This window comes from Nostoc sp. DSM 114160, from assembly GCF_053470305.1.
In genome coordinates, this window is the sequence record NZ_JBPFGO010000003.1 from 36,722 (window position 1) to 56,869 (window position 20,148).

A 20,148-nucleotide genomic window follows, 5' to 3' on the forward strand; every position below is an offset into this window, starting at 1 on the left:
CAAATTGGATCTGACCTTAATCTCTCACGAATGGGACTACATAAGTTGTGAAAACAAGAAGTAAAACTGTTTAGAAAAATCTATAAAAAATTTAATAGTAAAAGTTACAATTTTTTTTTATAGCAAACGGTTGATTTTATCAGTAATAATATAGACTTAGTAATGAGCATTAAACAAATGGAAGGTTGTTTTAAGTTATGCAGAATTTTATTTCGCTGTAAACAAATGACAACATAACTAAAACAAATATTATAATTTTACCTACTCAAAGATTACCTCAAACAAAAAGACTTTAATAGACAAAATCTAGCTTAAATAACGAAAGTTTAAATTGACAAAATAAAAATCCACCAGTATGTAAAACATTAAAAGAAAAATCTTGAGTCAAGTAATTACCTAATCAACACTTGCCATTAAAGTATATGCACCCACAAATTAAGAAGCTCATCGACACTAATTTGCATGAACAATCGCATCAGAAACCTGAGCAAGAAAAAATTTTGAGAAATTCCATTAGTTTTGGTGGGCAATTAGAAGATAACTGGCGGACTCTCTCGGAAGCATTAATTGATGCTGCCAAGTACGATCGAGGAATTACATACATTAGAAATGACGAGACAGAATATTTTCAAACTTATAAAGATTTATATAACGACGCTCTCACTATCTTAAATGGGCTTTATCAGCGCGGGCTGAAATTAGGGGATAAAGTTATATTGCAAATTGGCCGAAGCCAAGATTTTATTCCAGCACTTTGGGCTTGTTTTTTAGGTGGGATTATCCCTGCACCTCTGAGCATTGCTCCCAATTATGATATAAAAAATGCCGCAGTTAAAAAACTTGAGAATGTCTGGCAGATTTTAGATAAACCGATTATCTTATCAGATTGTGAATTAATTAGCGAAATAGAAAAACTAACTACTCAATCTCATCTAAAGGAATTGCGAGTAGTATCGATAGATGATTTACGAAGTCATCAATCTCTATCAAACCAACAGTCGGCTGATGAATTACCCAATCTTGCACCACTAGATCCGGCGTTGTTACTATTTACTTCTGGTAGTACAGGTCTACCCAAAGGTGTGATGTTACATCATCGCAACCTTTTATCTATGTCCGCCGGTACAGTGCGGATGAATAATTTTACACAACAAGAAGTTACGCTAAATTGGATGCCCTTAGACCATGTGGGGGCGATAGTATTCTTAGGAATTATGGCTGTGGATTTGGCTTGTCATCAAATTCATGTGCCAATTGAATTGATTCTGCGTCAACCACTCAAATGGTTAGACTTGATTCAAAAGCATCAAGCGACTATCTCTTGGGCCCCTAACTTTGCATTCTCCTTAATTAATCAGCACGCCCAAGAACTTAATCAGTCTTGCTATGACCTCTCATCAATCAAATTTTTAGTGAATGCAGGAGAGCAAGTTTCAGTCAAAACTATTCGCTTGTTTTTAGAACTTCTAGAAAAACATCAATTGCGGGATAGAGTAATTAAACCAGCATTCGGCATGACTGAATCGTGTTCTGGAATCACTTGGTCAGCAGGTTTAAGTAAAGATGAACTGATAGAAGAGAATAGTTTTGTATCTCTAGGACAGCCGATTCCGGGAGCTACTATTCGGATTATTGACCAAGAAAAAAACGTTTTACCAGAAGGTGAAATTGGACGACTTCAGATTAAAGGCCCTTCTGTGACTGAAGGATATTATAATAACCCCGAATTAAACCAAGAAGTTTTTCAAGATGGGGGTTGGTTTACTACGGGGGATTTAGGTTATCTGCACAATGGTGAATTAGTTATTACTGGGAGAGAAAAACAAGAAATTATTATTAACGGCATTAACTATTTTGCCCATGAAATTGAAACAACGATAGAAGAATTAGATGGTGTAGCTATTTCATATACGGCTGCTTTTGCAGTTTTCGACCAAAATAGAGAAACAGATTTATTAGTTATTACTTTTAGTCCAGAATCAAATAATCTTGAGCATTCGGTAAAATTAGTCAGACAAATTCGCAGTCATTTAACGCAGAAAGTAGGAATTGCGCCTGCTTATGTCATCCCCTTGGAGGCTGAGTTAGTTCCGAAAACATCTATTGGTAAAGTTCAAAAAGCTAAATTAAAAAAAGATTTTGAACAGGGATTATTTAGCGATCGCATCCAAGCAATCAATGAATCTTTAGCTAGCGATCGCCAAAACAACCCCAGCTTACCACAGTCTGAAAATGAACGCCAAATCGCAGCAGTTTGGTGTGAAGTTTTGCAACTTTCGTCAGTCGGTTTACACGATAACTTCTTTGAATTGGGAGGACATTCTCTACACTTAATTCGCGTCCAAAATCAATTAGAAAAACTTTTTGGTCGCCAGTTGCCCATAGCGGAAATGTTTAAAAATTCTACAGTTGCTACATTAGCTTGTTTCTTAACTGAAGAATCTAATTCCCCAAAGGCTATAGAAGAAAAAAGTCGCAAACGCGCCGCAAACCGTTCGCGTCACCAGAATGCAACTCATGATATTGCCATTATTGGTATGGCAGGACGATTTCCTGGAGCGAATAACATAGATAGTTTCTGGGAAAATCTCAAAAACGGAGTCGAAACAATATCTTTCTTTTCAGAAGAAGAATTACTAGAGTCGGGAGTTTCTCCTGAACTTTTCCAGCAGCCTAACTATGTCAAAGCCAGACCAATTCTTGACAAAGCAGAGTGTTTTGATAGCGACTTCTTTGGATACACAGATAGAGAAGCAGAATTGCTCGACCCACAGCAACGTTTACTGCTCCAATCTAGCTGGGAGTGTTTAGAAAACGCCGGTTACAATCCGATCTCATATCAGGGAGCGATCGGGATGTTTGCTGGAGCAAGCATGAACACTTATTTTATCAATAATTGCTATCCAAATCGCGGTCAATTAGATAGTAACGACAAGTTACAACCCTTCACATTAGATTCGATGGGAGGGTTCCAAACAATGGTGGCTAACGACAAAGACTATTTGACGACGCGGATTTCTTATAAATTAAATCTGCGCGGCCCTAGTGTCAACGTCCAAACAGCCTGTTCCACCGGACTAGTAGTTGTGCATCTGGCTTGTCAAAGTTTGCTGAATGGTGAAAGTGACATGGCTTTGGCTGGAGCTGCTTCTGTTAACTCTCCCCAAAAAATCGGTTATTTGTATCAAGAAGGTTTGATTGTATCTCCAGATGGGCATTGTCGCGCCTTTGATGCCCAAGCAAATGGTACGATTTTTGGCAGTGGCGTTGGGGTAGTTTTACTCAAGAGATTAACAGATGCTCTAGCAGATAGCGATCGCATCTACGCTGTGATTAAAGGATCTGCCATCAATAACGATGGTGGTACAAAACTAGGATTTGCAGCTCCATCAGGAGAAGGTCAGACTTCAGTAGCAGCCGAAGCACTAGCCTTTGCCGGTGTCGAGGCTGATACTATTGGCTTTGTAGAAGCTCATGGTACAGGTACGAAACTCGGCGATCCCATCGAAATAGATGCTTTGGCGAGAGCATATAGCACTGCAAACCAGGGAGAATGTGCTTTGGGATCGGTAAAGACAAATATTGGACACATGCAAATTGCTTCTGGTATTGTTGGTCTAATTAAAGCTGCTTTGGCTCTCAAACATCAAATTATTCCCCCAACTCTACACTTCAATACTCCCAACCCCCAAATTGATTTTTCCAAGACTCCTTTTTATGTCAATACCGCAGCCATCCCCTGGACTGCAAAGCAACAAGATGGCAAAGAATTGCCTCGACGCGCTGGGGTTAACTCTTTAGGAATTGGTGGCGTAAATGCTCATATCGTGTTGGAAGAAGCTCCCGCCATTACTCTCCAACCCAATGACATCAAACGTCCCCACCACTTACTAACACTTTCTGCTAGAACCGAACAGGCTTTGGTAGATTTAGCAAAAGGCTATGCAGAATTTCTTAAAAATCATCCCGAAAGCGATATCTGTGATGTCGTATTCACAGCCAATACTAGCCGGGTTCACTTCCGAAATCGGTTGGCGGTAACTGGTTCTGAAATTGATGATTTTGTCATTAAATTGCAGCAGTTTGGACAACAAGATATAGAGTCAGTAATTCACGCTCAAGTTGATGAAAAGCGTCCTCCCAAAATTGCCTTCTTGTTTACAGGACAAGGTTCTCAATATCCGGGAATGGCCGATCAACTCTATCAAACTCAACCAACTTTCCGGCGAACTTTAGACCAATGTGAAACGATATATCAAGAACTCACTGGTAAATCTTTACTGCAAGTTATATTTGCTAATTCCGATGCAGCTTTAAATCGTACATTTTATACCCAACCAGCTTTATTTGTTATTGAAGTAGCACTGGCTCAATTATGGCGTTCTTGGGGCATTCAGCCTACAGCAGTTTTAGGACACAGTTTAGGCGAATATGCTGCTGCTTGTTTTGCAGGAGTTTTTGATATTGAAAGTGGTTTAAAACTAATCGTACACCGAGCAAATTTAATTGGTGAATTACCCGCAGAACAAGGAGCTATGGCTGCCGTTTTCCTAGATGAAAAATCTGTGCGGCAAGTGTGCCAGAGTCAGGGAATAAAAATTGCGATCGCCGCAATCAACGCCGAACAACATACAGTAATTTCCGGCGAACAAAATATTATTCAACACCTTTGCGAACACTTTACCAACGAAGGAATTAAAGTTCGCCAACTCAAAGTTTCTCATGCTTTTCACTCACCACTCATCGCACCTGTATGCGAAGAATTTCACAAGACTCTACGAGAAATTGACTTTGCTAAACCCCAAATTCCAATCGTCTCTAACCTGACAGGAGAAATCGCAGACGACAGCATTGTTACTCCTGAGTATTGGATTCAGCATTTGTTGCATACTGTGCAATTTAATCAAGGAGTTTTATCTTTACAATCTTTAGGTTGTGATACTTTTATTGAAATTGGGCCGCAACCTGTTTTATTGGGAATTATTCAGTCATCAATATCTTTATCTGACCCTTTAATATTACCGAGTTTACGCTCAGGATTTGCTGATTGGGAAGTTTTGCTAGAAAGCCTTGGTAAACTTTATGTGCGCGGTGCAGATATCGATTGGTTTGGTATTCACCAAGATTACCAACCTCGAAGATGCACTTTACCAACTTATCCTTTCCAGCAACGCCGACATTGGATTCCGTTAAAAACTCAAGTACCAATTTCAGAAAAATCTGCTGTTGTCAAGATGCTGTCTCAAAAAGATACAAAAAGCTTGATGCAGACTTTACTAGAAACTGGAAATTATTCTGAAGGTGAAAAACAAACTTTATCAACAATTGTTCAACAACTAATTCAGCTACATCATCAAGACACTAGTAATTCTAATTTTGAGAACTTACTTTACCAGTTGGAATGGTTGCCTTATGCTTTATCAGGCAAGAAATTACAGAATCTAGAAACAATTAAAACGAATTTAGACTCTTATTTTGGAGAACAAATAAAATCCGCACAATTTACAGGAGTTTCTCTAGCTTTTTCCCAGATGGAAAAACTCAGTGCAGACTTTATTGTGCAAGCGTTAAAAGATTTGGAATTATGGCAAATCAATACTATCCTCTCGTCAGAAAATAGTTTCCGTCAGGCTGGTATTAAAGAAGAGTATCGATTGCTATGGCATCGTTGCTTAATGATATTGGCAGAAACAGGCATTCTAGAAAAACATGGTTCTGACTGTAAAATCATCCGCGAACCGCGACAATCCCGCCCTGATTTAACAGTAGATGATTTGATTGTTCAGTATCCAAATGCTCGTGTAGAATTAACACTGTTTAGGCGCGTTGCTGCCAATCTTGCAGCTATACTTACAGGGAAAATTTCTCCTTTATCCATCTTATTTTCTCAAAATGGAGAAATTGGAGCTACAGAGTTTTATAAAGATACATCTTGGGCAGAAGTTCTTAACCTTAGTATCTCTAGAACTGTTGAACTTTTATTAGCCAACTATTCTCAAGTTGAACCAATCCGAATTCTAGAAATTGGTGCGGGAACTGGAGCAACTACTCATCAAATTCTCAAAGCTTGTACTTCTCGTCAAATTACCTACACATTTACTGATATCTCGCCATTCTTTTTAGAAACTGCTAGAGATACTTTTGCTCAATTTCCCTTCATAGAATACAAGGTTTTGGACATAGAAAAAGACCCCGAACTTCAAGGTTTTTCACCCAGTTCTTATGATTTGATTATTGCCGCAAATGTATTGCATTCGACGCGGGATTTACAAGGAGAAACCTTACCCCACATTCGAGGTTTGCTGCGTCCTGGAGGACATCTGTTACTCCTAGAACTTACTCATCAGTCGCGGTGGATTGATTTGATATTTGGTGTGACTCAAGGTTGGTGGCGTTTTAGCGATGCCTACGGCGGCAAGCTACGCAATTTACGCACAGATCATCCCATCATTACAGCATCTACTTGGCAATCTATCCTCTTAGAATCTGGCTTTGCTCAAGCTGAATTTATTTCTCCCGACGAAAAAATTGGCAGTCCTTTATTTCAGCAAAGTATCATTGTTGCTCAAAATACTGAGAAAACTAGCGATATTTCGGGTAATTGGCTAATTGTTACTGATAAAACCGATAATCTAGCTGTAGCCATTCAACAGCAACTAACAAAAGATTTTGGTGATTGTGCGATCGCTAATCCAAAACATAGCTTTGAGCTAGACACATCTTTGCGTGGAATTATTTATCTTGTGAATGCTGGAGAGGGCGATCGCTATGAGTCTACTTTATTCAATCGCTGTCACCATCTTTTAAATCTTCTCCAAGCAATTAAAAAAATACCTCATCCTCCTAAATTATTCCTCATAACTCAAGGCGGTCAACCCTTTAGATTAGAGCAGCCATATTTTCTTACTCAGTCTCCGCTTTGGGCGTTGGGGCGCGTGATGGCGCTAGAAGAACCAGAATTATGGGGGGGAATGATAGACCTAGATCCCCACGCCGATCTTGCTCAAAATCTTGGCGCTTTACTCTCAGGATTGACAAATGTCAGTGAAGATCAGCTTCTCTTCCGCAAAGGTCAAGCTTACGTTGCGCGTCTAGTCCCAGAGGAATCTCTACCTACAAAACCAGTTACTATCCAAGCTCAGGCCACCTATTTGATTACTGGAGGTATTGGTCATCTAGGGTTACAACTTGCTCGCCATCTGGTTGATTTGGGTGCAAAACACCTCATTTTGACTACACGCCGCCAATTTCCATCACGGTCTGAGTGGGAGTCACAAACAGAATTTGGGGAAATTATTCAAAATCTCAAGACTTTAGAACAAAAGGGAGCAGTTGTAGAAGTTTGTCAAGCAGATGTTGGAGATTTTGAGCAGATGTCGCGCATATTTGCCAACATCCAAAAAACATCTTATCCGCTCCGAGGTATTTTCCATCTTGCCGGAGTGTCAGGACGCAAAGCTAAATTAAGCGAATGTACATTGGATGATATCGCAGAAGTTTTTCAGGCTAAAGTTCGCGGTTCTTGGAATTTGCATCAGTTATCTTTAGCAACGCAATTAGACTACTTTGTATTTTTCTCTAGCGCAGGTGCAATTTGGGGAGCCAAAGAGCAAGGTTTATACGATGCTGCTAATCATTTGATGGATGCTTTAGCTCATTTACGTCATCTTCAAGGATTACCGGCTACTAGTTTGAATTGGGCATTATTAGCTGGAAATGGCATAGTTTCTCAAGAATATGAGGATTGGCTCAAACAAATTGGGATGAAAGAAATTCCTTTGGATACAGCTTTTGTAGCCATGACTGCTATTATGGAATCTGGGAAAACACAAATTTTACTAGCTGATGTAGATTGGGAGCGATTCAAAAATATTTATCAATCTAAAGGCAATAAACCAATTTTTGATAAATTAGGAAAATACCAAACTTTAGTCAATAAAATTCCACAGTCAACCTCTACACGTCGTCTTCTCGAAGAAATTCCACCAGGAGAACGTCGGGAACATTTGTTTGAATATATTGGCAAAAAAGTAGCGATAATTTTGGGAAATAAACAGATGCCAGACCCCGAACAAGGATTTTTAGAAATGGGGATTGATTCTTTGCTTTCGATTGAATTGAAAAATCGCTTAGAAAAAGGATTGGAAGTGGCTTTACCTGCTTCTTTGATATTTGATTTTCCCAATATTAGAAGATTAGTTGATTATTTGGTGGAACAGGTATTTGGTTGGCAGGTTCATGAGAAGCAAGGGAGCGTCCCTCCACATACTTCTCATCAATCTATCAATGTTGCTCCTATTGAGGAGGAGGTTAATGAAGATTTAGTTTTACAAGAGCTTGCAGATTTGGAGGCTTTTTTGGGTAATTCTTGATTTTTTAGCTCACACAGAGGCGCAGAGGAAGGAGAAAAGATGGAGTTGGAGATATCAAGTAACGATAAGTCTGTCCAAGCTAGGGTGTTTAAGGCACTGAATGAAGCGAAGGAGAGATTAAAGGCTGTTGAAGCTCAACAAAGCGAACCGATCGCAGTTGTGGGTTTGGGTTGTCGTTTTGGTAAAAATATTTCTACTCCTGAAGCTTTTTGGTCTTTTCTCAAAGCTGGTGGTAATACGCTAACAGATGTACCAAGCGATCGCTGGAATATATCTGATTTTTATGACTCAGACCGTGGTAAACCTGGCAAAATCTATGTATCTCAAGGCGGTTTTCTCGATGATGTGTCAATGTTTGACGCACACTTTTTCGGAATTGCACCGAGAGAAGCTTTGCATATCGATCCCCAGCAACGGTTACTGTTAGAAGTTGGCTATGAAGCGTTAGAAGATGCGGGAATGGCTGCGCCTACTGCCAGAATCGGCAAAACTGGTGTTTTTATTGGCATCACAAACAATGATTATGCTCGTCTGATTGCACCAGGAGGAGATTATAGCACAGTTGGGGCTTATCATATCTCTGGCAACCATATAAATGCTGCTGCCGGACGCATTTCTTATCTTTTAAATCTCAATGGCCCTAGCTTGGCTGTGGATACAGCTTGTTCTTCTTCTTTGGTAGCAGTGCATTTAGCTTGCCGTTCTTTGCGCGCCCAAGAATGTCGTCAGGCTTTGGTGGGAGGAGTGAACCTAATTCTCACACCGGAAGTAGCGATCGCCTTGTGCAAAAATCAGATGTTAGCTGCTGATGGTAGGTGCAAAACCTTTGACGAAAGCGCTGATGGATTTGGGATTGGTGAGGGTTGCGGAGTCGTCGTTTTAAAAAGATTGAGTGAAGCCTTAGCAGATGGCGATCGCATTTGGGCGTTAATTCGGGGAACAGCTGTTAATAACGATGGTGCGAGTGGCGGCTTTACAGTTCCTAATGGGCCGATGCAGACAGATTTAATTCGTGAAGCTCTGGCTGACGCTCGTTTGAGCGCCGATGTCATTGATTATATCGAAGCTCACGGTACTGGTACATCTTTGGGAGACCCGATTGAAATTAAAGCGATCGCTGATGCTTTGTGTGTCAATCGTTCTTCATCCCAACCTTTGTTAGTCGGTTCTGTCAAAACAAATCTCGGTCATTTAGCGGCGGCGGCGGGGATTTCTGGATTGATCAAGACGATATTATCTATCTATCATGCTGAAATTCCGGCTCATCTCAATTTGCAAAAACCAAATTCTCATATTAAATGGGATAGCTTACCTCTCCAGGTAGTGACAAAAACTCGTCCTTGGTCTCAAGGTAATGGCAAAATAAAAGCCGCCGGAGTCAGTTCTTTCGGAGCATCGGGAACTAATGCTCATGCGATATTGAGCGAACCTCCGCAAGTGCAATCTCCAACTACAAATACATTTCCTCTACTAGTTACTCTGTCTGCTAAAGATGAAGAACGTTTGCGTTTATTGGCTGCTAACTTTGTTAATTATATTGACCAAAAACCAGAAGTTAACTTAACTGATATCGCCTTTTCTTTAAATACAGGTCGTTTTCATCATAAACAACGTTTATCTTTATTAGTTTCCAACATTGCCAGTTTTCAAGAACAACTTCGAGCTTTTGCTAGTGGTAATGACCGAGAAACTAATATTATTCACGGTGAGGCAAGAGGAAACACTAAAATTGCTTTTGTTTGCAATGAGGCAACAGCTATATTTTCAAGAATTTGGAAAGAGCTTTTTGTAAATGAGCCTGCATTTCGTGATGCTTTGATGCAATGCGCTCGCCTATTCCAAAATCATTTAAATTTCTCTCTAGAAGAGTTACTTGATAGCAATCAAGATATAAACGATCCTTTATATGTTCAACCAGCATTATTTGCACTGCAATATGCGCTGTGTGAACTCTGGAAATCTTGGGGAATTTACCCTTCTGCGGTTTTAGGTTCTGGCTTTGGTGAGTATCTGGCTGCTCAACAAGCTGGAGTTTTTTCAATTGAAGATGCAGTTAAGTTAGTTGCAAATCGCGCTCATTTATTTAATAAACAAACTGAAGAAAGCAAATTTTTAGCTTTTCAAAAAGTAGCTGAAGAAGTTATTTATAGTAATCCGCAACTCACTTTAATTTCTCATAATGGTGAAGTTGCTAGTAATTCTATTAAAACTGCTGCTTATTGGGTGCAACAGCTACGTCAATCAGAAAATGTTGCTAAAGGAATTGTTAATTTGCATCAGATGGGCTATCAAATATTTCTAGAAATTGGAAATCAGCCCATAATTAATGTCGAGCGTAGTAATTTACCCGCAAATGAAATTATTTACTTATGTAGTTTAGCCAAAGATGGCAGTAACTATAAACAAATTCAAACAGTCATAGCCCAACTATATGTAAGAGGAGTAAATATTAATTGGCAGGAATTTCATCGCTCTCGCTCTGGACAAAAAATTAGTTTACCCAATTCTCCTTTTATCCGCAAACGCTACTGGGTAAATGCTACTAAATCTCATCATCGCTCTGGACATCCTTTACTAGGCGATCGCTTCTCCTCTCCTCTATCTTCTATTCAATATCGAGCTAGCATTAGTCAAAATAGCCCCGCATTTCTAGCAGAACATCAAGTTTTTGATAAACCGATATTTCCCGGTGCAGCATTTATTGAAATGGCGTTAGCGGCGATAGACAGTCAGGCTGTAAGTTTAGAAAATATTGAGTTTAAAAAAGCATTATTGCTCCGAGAACAAGAAGATACACTACAATTAATTATTGACAAAAATAAATTTCACATATATCAGCAAAGCGTTAATAATTGGGATGTACTTGTTACTGGAGAAGTTGATAACTTAAAATTAATAGATGTAGATTGCCAAAATGTTGAGCAAATAATAGCTAATTGTCCAGAACAGCTTGAGATTAATTCCTTTTATGAAACCTACCAAAAATCTGGAGTCAATTACGGTAGTAGCTTTAAAATAATCAATAAGCTTCAATATGGTAAAAATAGTGCATTCGCTGAAATACAGTTAACAAATAGTCAGAGTTTAGAAGCGAAAAACTATCGGTTTCATCCGGCGATGTTGGATGCTTGTTTTCAGGCGATCGCGGCGATTTTATTTCAGCAAAATTCTTCGATAACTTATGTTCCAGTCCGCATTGCTAAATTTCAATTCTTCAAGTCTCCAGGTGATAGTGTTATCAGTGCAGCTCGAATAACTAAAAATTCTGATAATTTTATCATCTCTGATATTGATATTTATTCAGAACAAGGTGAGTTACTAGTAACAATTAGAGGATTTGAACTCAAAGCTGTTCAACGTCAAGAAATTATCCGCCGTGAAATACAACCACAATCTTACATAGAAGAATGGGTTCCCTTAGCACCATTATTACCTGATGGAAGAGATTATTTACTAAATCCTGATGCCATTAAAACTCAAGTTAAACCCCAGCAATTAGAACAGCAATTAGCAGAAAAATTGCGCCAATATGAACGCTTACTTGAAGAAATGGAAACTTTAAGCGTAAGTTATATATGGGAAGGTTTAAAAGAGCTAAACTGGCAACCGCAGTTAGGTAAAATTTATCAAGAAGAAAAAATTGCGAATCAAGGTGGAGTAGTTGAATTTTATCGTCCTTTATTGTCGCGGTGTTTAGCAATTTTAGCTGAGGAAGGAATAGTTACTCAGCAAAAAGATGGATGGTTATTAGCAAAAGAACTTGTTATATCTTCATCTCAATTACAAATTCAACAACTACGTAGCGAATATCCCGATTACCTTGCAGAAATTAATCTGATAGAACGTTGTGGATCGGCTTTAGCTGCGGTGATGCGCTGCCAAATTGAGCCATTAGAATTACTATTTCCCCAAGGTGATTTGAATGCGATCGCATCTGTATATTCTGATGCGGCTGGTGCTAAGTTGATGAATGAATTAGTTGCAGCTACAATTAAATGTGCAGTAGGAAATTTACCAACAAATCGTCAGCTACGAATCCTCGAAATTGGCAGCGGAACGGGTTCTGCTACAGCAGCAATTTTACCACATTTACCTCAAGAGCAAATTGAATATATATTTACCGATATTTCTTCTAGTTTTTTAACCAGAGCCAAAGAAAGTTTTAGTGATTATCCCTTCATTCAATATCAAACTTTAGATATAGAAAAAAATCCCCTGACTCAAGGATTTCTCCCCGGATATTTTGATATTATTATCGCTGCTAACGTCCTTCATGCCACAACAGATATTAACAAAACACTTGCAAATCTCCGTTCTCTAATAGCTCCTGATGCTCTACTAATACTATTAGAAAGTACTGGGGCGCGTCGTTGGGTAGATTTAACCTTTGGGTTAACAGAGGGATGGTGGTTATGCAGTCAAGATCCGCACCGCAATGGTTATCCTTTGGTAGATACAAAACATTGGCAAAATTTACTCGCCAAGCATCAATTTACAGAAATTAACGTCATCGAACCAACCAAACCAGAGACACGCAATCTATTACGACAAAGCGTCATCATTGCTAAAGAAAATGGTCATCCTAAGTCTGTTTCTCATGAATTAATCTTTGCCGATAATAAAGGAATTGGTCGCAGTTTAATCACCTCATTCCAACAAAGGGGAGTTGCTTGTTCTCTCATCTCCCCTCAAGAAATCGATCCTGATAACGCCGACGATTATCTATCACTATTACAAAACCTTTTAACGCCAGAAACTCGTGAAATCATCTACCTCTGGCCCTTACAAGAAATAGAAGGCGAAATTTATCGAGCAGTAGAGATTCATTGTAGACGTTTCCTATTTTTACTTCAGGCATTATTACAACAAGAAAATCCCCCTGCACTCATTCTTGTCACTCAAGGTGCTGTTCCCGCCAAAGAAATCACCACCTTAACTTCTCCAGCCCAATCTTCCTTATTGGGAATCGCTTTAAGCTTAGTTCTAGAACATCCAGAACTCAATTTTAGAGCGATTGATTTAGATCCTCATACACAAGATTTAGCAGAAAAGTTATTTAGAGAAATCTACAACAATACCCAAGAAAACCGCATTGCTTTGCGGGGCGAACAACGCTTCTGTCCGCGTTTGGTAGAGCGCAAATTAGCAGACGGAAACATTAATTTCCGTCAAGATGGCTTTTATCTAATTTCTGGTGGTACAGGCGGATTAGGTTTAGCTACTGCTCGATGGATGATAGCACGTGGCGCTCGTCATTTAGTATTGTGCAGTCGCAGTGGTGCAAAAGCTCTCACTCCTGAAATTATAACAAGTCTGCAATCCAGTAACGCAGACATCCAAATTAAAGATGTTGATATCACAAATGGCGAGAAACTGCACGCCTTACTAGAAGAATGCCGATCGCAATATCCAGTGCGGGGAATTTTCCACATCGCCGGCACTTTAGACGATACAACATTACTGCGACTGACACCAGAACGTTTTAACCATGTTCTTGCGCCCAAGGTGAAAGGAACTTGGCTACTACATCAACTAACCCTGAACGATCCTTTAGATTTCTTTGTTTGTTATACCTCTGCGGTGTCGCTCATTGGCTCGGCGGGACAAGCTAATGCTGCGGCTGCTAATGCCTTTGAGGATGCCTTTACCTATTATCGTCATGCCCATAATTTGCCAGCTACAGTCATCAACTGGGGGCCGTGGAGCGAAATCGGTGCAGCAGTCGATCGCAACGTTTTAGAAAGATTAGCCGCCAAAGGTTATGATGCGATCGCACCTGATTTAGCACTCAATACTCTAGAAAAAATCTTGTTTAACAAGATTGTGCGTGCTGGTGTAATTGCTATTGATTGGAAGCGTTTCCCATACATTAATCAAAGCTTTTATCAAAACTTCTTACCTCAAGGAAAAGCTAAATCTCAAACTGCATCAAATATTTTAGAACAATGGCAAACTATACCTGTAAAACAGCGCCGCGATTTACTTATCCGCCAGATTAGTTTGCGAGTTTCCACTGTATTAGGACTATCAACCGATGAAGTATCTCCCCAACAAGGCTTTTTTGATATGGGGATGGACTCACTCACCTCTACAGAACTTCGCAATCTTTTGCAAACAGATTTTAATTGCTCTTTACCCACAACAATTACTTTTCGGTTTCCCAATGTGGAAACTTTAGCAGATTATTTGCTGCGAGAAGTTTTAAATATTTCTCAACAGCAAACTTCTGTACAACAACTCAATCCTAATCAACCTAACCCCCCTAGCCCCCCTTCCCTACAAGGGAATGGGAGTTTCAAAGCCTCTCCCCCACTGGGGGAGAGGTTTGGAGAGGGGTTATTCGGTAAACTTGATGATTTTTCAAACATCCTCTTAGAAAAACCACAACAAGAAGAAGATCCAATTGTGATTGTGGGGATGGCTTGTCGGTTTCCTGGCGGTGCGAATGATTTGGAATCATTCTGGCAACTTTTAGAACAAGGAAAAGATGCAGTCAGAGAAATTCCCAGCGATCGCTGGGATATGCAAGCATGGTATCATCCCGATCCAGATACACCAGGAAAAATATATTCTCCTTACGGAGCATTTTTAGAACAAATAGATCGATTTGATGCCGAATTTTTTGGCATTATCCCCCGCGAAGCTGTCGCTATAGATCCTCAACAACGCCTGCTACTAGAAACTACTTGGCAAGCTTTAGAATCAGGCGGACAAAATCCGCAGCAGTTACGCAACAGTCAAACTGGTGTTTTTGTGGGGGCGATGACTCAAGACTATGCCCAGTTGAGTCATGCACCAGAAGCTATCAACGCGTATACCGGTTCTGGAACTTCTGTAAGTGTAGCCGCCGGTCGTCTTTCTTACGTACTGGGCTTGCAAGGGCCATCAATGACAGTTGATACTGCTTGTTCTTCTTCTTTAGTAGCAGTACATTTAGCTTGCAATGCTTTGCGTAATGGTGAATGTGACATTGCCTTGGCGGGTGGTGTCAACATCATGTTAACCCCGGTAATTTCCTTAATAGAAAGTCGCGCTCATATGCTTGCACCCGATGGGACGTTGCAAGACTTTTGATGCAAGTGCCAATGGTATGGTGCGCGGCGAAGGTTGCGGGATGATTGTTTTCAAGCGGTTAAGTCAAGCAATTAAAAATGGCGATCGCATTTTAGCTAGAGTTCATGCTACAGCTGTGAATCACGATGGCCCAAGTAGTGGTTTGACTGTCCCTAATGGCGATGCTCAAGAAAAATTATTACAGCAAGCATTGAAGACAGCGAAACTCAAACCAGAGCAAATAGATTTTATCGAAGCTCATGGTACTGGAACTGCTTTAGGCGATCCGATTGAATTAGAAAGTATGGCTGCGGTATTTGGGAAGCGCCCCCAAAATCGACCTTTAATTATTGGTTCTGTCAAAACTAATTTAGGACATTTAGAAGGAGCAGCCGGAATTGCTGGATTAATTAAAACTGTTTTAGCCTTACAACACCACAAAATTCCTCCTCATCTTCACTTTGAAAAACCCAACCCCCGTTTTGATTGGAGTTCTCAGATTTTTGAAGTTCCAGTACATGGAAAAGACTGGCATTCTAGCGAGCGAGAACGCATCGCGGGAGTAAGTTCTTTTGGATTTAGTGGTACTAATGCTCATATTATTGTTGGAGAAATTGCATCTAATTCTCCGCAAAAATCCGAGAATACATTTTACCTACTGCCGCTTTCGGCTCGTTCTGAAAAATCTCTCAAAGAGTTAGCCAAAAATTATCAGTACGCTTTGAATGAATCTGTTAATTTAGCAGATGCTTGTTTTACCGCCAGTACAGGGCGGGCTGTTTTCCAGCATCGATTGTGTGTCTTAGCCGACTCAATTACTACAGCACAAACAGCACTTGCCGATTTCCAAAAAAATGAAGATTCTCATCATGTAATTACGTCAATTACATCAGAAAATCAGCCCAATGTAGCTTTTCTCTTTTCAGGACAAGGTTCTCAATATTCAGGGATGGGACAAACTCTTTATAACCAAGAACCTGTCTTTAAAAATACTTTGGATCTTTGTAACCAAATCTTAGAACCGATTTTAGAAAAGTCGCTGTTAGATTTAATCTTTCAATTGCAAAATAGCGAACAGCTAGAACAGACTCAAATCACACAGCCAGCTCTTTTTGCACTTGAATACGCACTTGCTAAATTATGGCAATCTTGGGGAATACAACCTTCTGCACTTTTAGGACATAGCATTGGTGAATATGTCGCCGCTTGTTTAGCAGGAGTCTTTTCTTTAGAAGATGCCTTGCAATTAGTCGTCCAACGCGGTCGCTTGATGGGAGAACTACCGCATAATGGAGCAATGGCAGCGATTTATGCTGATTATCAAACAGTAGCAAATTATCTTGCTCCATATAAAAATCAAGTAAATATTGCCGCAGACAATGGCGCAATTAATGTCATTTCTGGCTTGCGTGAAATTGTCGAACGAGTAGAAAGAACTTTTATAGAACAGGGTTATAAGACTAAACGCTTGGCAGTATCTCATGCTTTTCATTCTCTGTTAATAGAGCCAATTCTTGATGAGTTTGCCAAGGTTTTAGAGAAAATTTCTTTCCACGAACCAAACTTGACTATTATTAGCAATGTCACAGGTAAACCAATTGGTCAAGAAATTACTACTCCTGATTATTGGCTGCGCCATCTTCGCAACACTGTGCATTTTGATAAAGGATTTAAATTCTTAATTGACAGTGGTTATCGCCATTTTTTAGAGATAGGGTCAAAGCCTGTGTTACTGGGTATAGCAAGGCTAACTTATCAAATCAAAGAAATATCATGGCTACCCAGTATCGTACCCGGACAAGATGAACAAGCCCAGATTTACAGAAGTTTAGCGACACTTTTTGTTAATGGTTATTCTGTAGAATGGACGGAGGTATTTAAGCACGGAAAGCGGATTAATTTACCTACTTATCCATTTCAGCGAGAACGTTATTGGCTAACAAATTCACAATTTTTTGTAGCTGATATCAAAACTAAGTTGCATCCTTTTATTAGCGATGTTAAAAAACTAGCTACGAAAGAATTTATTTTTGAGGGAGAGATAAGTGCCGCTCGTCCAGAATATCTGGAAGGACACAAAGTATTTGGAAAAATCTTATTTCCGGCTACGGGTTTTATTGAAGCGATTTTAGCAGCTATCCAGAAAATATTTACTGATAATTTGGCGATTATTCAAAATGTGTCTATTCATCAGGGATTACTTTTATCTCAATCTCCAAGTAAATTACAAATGATTTTTAAGCCTAACAAGTCAAATGGCTATGGTTTTGAGATATTTAGTAGTGATTCGGCAAAAGATAACTGGATTCTTAATGTAACTGGTGAAATTAAACCCAACAATCAAAAAATACCCACATCTGTTAGGAATTGGTCTGATAAAAAAGGAGAATCTGTTGAGATTTCTAGATTTTATGACCTTTATGAGCAGATGGGAATTAGCTATGGTAAGGGGTTTCAAGCTATTCAAGAACTAAATTATTTAAGCAATGGTTCTCAGGCTAAGATTAGTATCGATCGCAGTTTGGCAGATCGGCGATATTGTCTGCATCCCGTGCTTTTAGATGCTTGTTTGCAAAGTGTTGGTGCGGCTTTCCCAGAAATTCACGGCCAAGAATTGCATTTACCTTATGGTTTCTCTTCACTAGAATTCTTTGGCAATCCTGGTACTCAAGCTTGGACGCACATTGATGTTAAATCTAATAGTAACGGCGAAATATGCGTAAACGTAGATGTTTACGATGAGCAAGAACAGCTTTGCGCTCGGTTTACAGACTTAACAGCACGGCGTACTAATCCGGCGGTTTTACAACGTTTATGGCAAGAAAATGAAAATAATTGGTTTTACAAAATTGAATGGCAAAAGCTTGATACAGTTCCAACTCTTACAGAAAAACACAATTCTTGGTTAGTGTTTGTACATCCTGGAACAGCATTGAATTATTCTATTGATTTATTGAAAGAAGCTGGAGAACGAGTTATTACTGTAGAATTTGGTGATGAATATAAATGCCATTCTCAAGATGAGTTTATCATCAATCCATCTCAAAAATCTGATTTTCAGCGCTTATATCAAGAAGCATATCCATCGGGAGAATTTGCTACGGGTGTGATTTTTGCTTGGGAAAATGTACCTGATGAAGAATGTTCGGATACTGTTTACAATAGTTGTCATGCTGCATTGCACTTAATTCAAACTCTTACCGCTAGTTGGAAAAAACTACCTGATTTATGGTTAATAACTCGCGGTGCAAATCGAGTGCTAGCTGAGACTGATTTGCAACCTCAACAGTCTTCCCTTTGGGGATTAGGCGCAGTAATTAATAATGAATACCCGCAAATTCGTTGTGTATGTTTAGATTTATCACCCACAACAGAACCTAATGAAGCTGAATTTTTATTCAACGAATTCCACGCTGCAAGCGCTGAGTCACGCCTAGCTTTACGTCAAGGAAATCGCTATGGAGCAAGGTTAGTATCTGCAACAATTCCTACAACTCAAAAACAGCAATTAGTTAGCAAAGAAGGAGCTTATTTAATTACTGGTGGTTTAGGTAAACTGGGCTTGCTAATGGCTGAGTGGTTATCAGAAATGGGAGCTAGACATTTAGTTTTGTGTAGCCGCAATGTTAAGTCTCAACCAGAAGCGATCGCCTCGTTAACTAAAAATGGTACACAGATTACAGTTATCGGTGCTGATATTACCTCAGCCGCAGATATGGAACAAATATTCTCCCGTTTTGGTGCAGATTTACCTCCTTTACGTGGAGTAATTCACGCTGCTGGTGTCTTAGATGATGGTCTTTTGAGCAATCAAAATTGGCAAAGATATCAAAATGTCATGCGTCCCAAAGTAGAAGGTACTTTATTATTAGACCGCTATACCCGCAACCTATCTTTAGACTTTTTTGTTGCCTTTTCTTCTGCTGCTGTGATTCTCGGTTCGCCTGGACAAAGTAGTTACGCTGCTGCTAATGCTTTTATGGATGCTTTAATGCAGCAACGGCAAAGTTTAGGATTACCAAGTATCAGCATCAATTGGGGAGCATGGGATACAGGAAATGAAATTGACAAACAACGTTTTGCTAATTGGGGTATTCAAAGTATGTCTTCTGATACTGCCCTCAAATATCTCAGCCAGTTAATTCTGGCTAACGTTTCTCAAGGAGCTATTATTGATATTGATTGGTCTACTTTTAATCGAGCTTTTAAGATTAATCAACCATTCTTTGCCGAAGCGATCGCAATCAAAGAAAATAGCAAAGAAGCAAAATTATTAGAACAGTTAAAATCTGCACCCATAGATGAGCGAATAGAAAGTTTATTTCAAGTAATTGAGCAAATTTTACGCGAAGTTACTGGATTAGCTGCCAGTAGTGTTATTCCTCAAAATACCTCATTTTTAGAGTTAGGTTTAAACTCGTTAATGGTATTAGAATTTAAAAATCGGCTGGAAAGTAACTTAGCTTGCACTTTACCTACTTCTATAATTTTTGATTATCCTAATCTTGCAAGTCTCAGCAATTATCTACAGGCAGAAGTTTTAGCAAAGCATATTGATTTTGAGATCGCAATACATAATAGCGATACTTTGAATCCTTATGAAAGTCTCAATGAAGATGAATTGGCTATACTACTTAATCAAAAGTTAGCAGAGCTGGAGGAATATGGTGAGTAAATATTATAGCAATTCCCAAATACATAAAATACACCCCACCCGCGCTGT

At 39.4% G+C, this 20,148-nt stretch carries 3 protein-coding genes; all 3 read left to right on the forward strand.

The annotated features are described in order from the left end of the window. Positions 1-422 precede the first annotated feature (422 nt). Genes NSTCB13_RS25425 through NSTCB13_RS25435 form a run of 3 tightly spaced genes read left to right on the forward strand, consistent with a single transcriptional unit; the run spans position 423 to position 20,100 of the window. Complete coding sequence (locus NSTCB13_RS25425) at positions 423-8,372, forward strand: SDR family NAD(P)-dependent oxidoreductase (protein WP_448274235.1); 7,950 nt, start codon at positions 423-425, stop codon at positions 8,370-8,372. Between the two features lie 39 nt (positions 8,373-8,411). Beyond that, positions 8,412-15,446 carry an SDR family NAD(P)-dependent oxidoreductase gene (locus NSTCB13_RS25430; RefSeq protein WP_448274236.1) on the forward strand — a complete coding sequence of 2,345 codons (7,035 nt, stop codon included), beginning with the start codon at positions 8,412-8,414 and terminating at the stop codon, positions 15,444-15,446. Beyond that, the gene (locus NSTCB13_RS25435; protein ID WP_448274237.1) at positions 15,424-20,100 is read left to right on the forward strand and encodes a type I polyketide synthase; all 4,677 of its coding nucleotides are present in this window, start codon (positions 15,424-15,426) and stop codon (positions 20,098-20,100) included. The genes NSTCB13_RS25430 and NSTCB13_RS25435 overlap by 23 nt, the downstream gene beginning before the upstream one ends. Positions 20,101-20,148: the final 48 nt, after the last annotated feature.

Excerpts from the sequence above, each read along its gene's own strand:
- NSTCB13_RS25425 (WP_448274235.1), top strand. The coding sequence starts at position 423 with ATGCACCCACAAATTAAGAAGCTCATCGACACTAATTTGCATGAACAA.
- NSTCB13_RS25430 (WP_448274236.1), top strand. The coding sequence starts at position 8,412 with ATGGAGTTGGAGATATCAAGTAACGATAAGTCTGTCCAAGCTAGGGTG.
- NSTCB13_RS25435 (WP_448274237.1), top strand. The coding sequence starts at position 15,424 with ATGGGACGTTGCAAGACTTTTGATGCAAGTGCCAATGGTATGGTGCGC.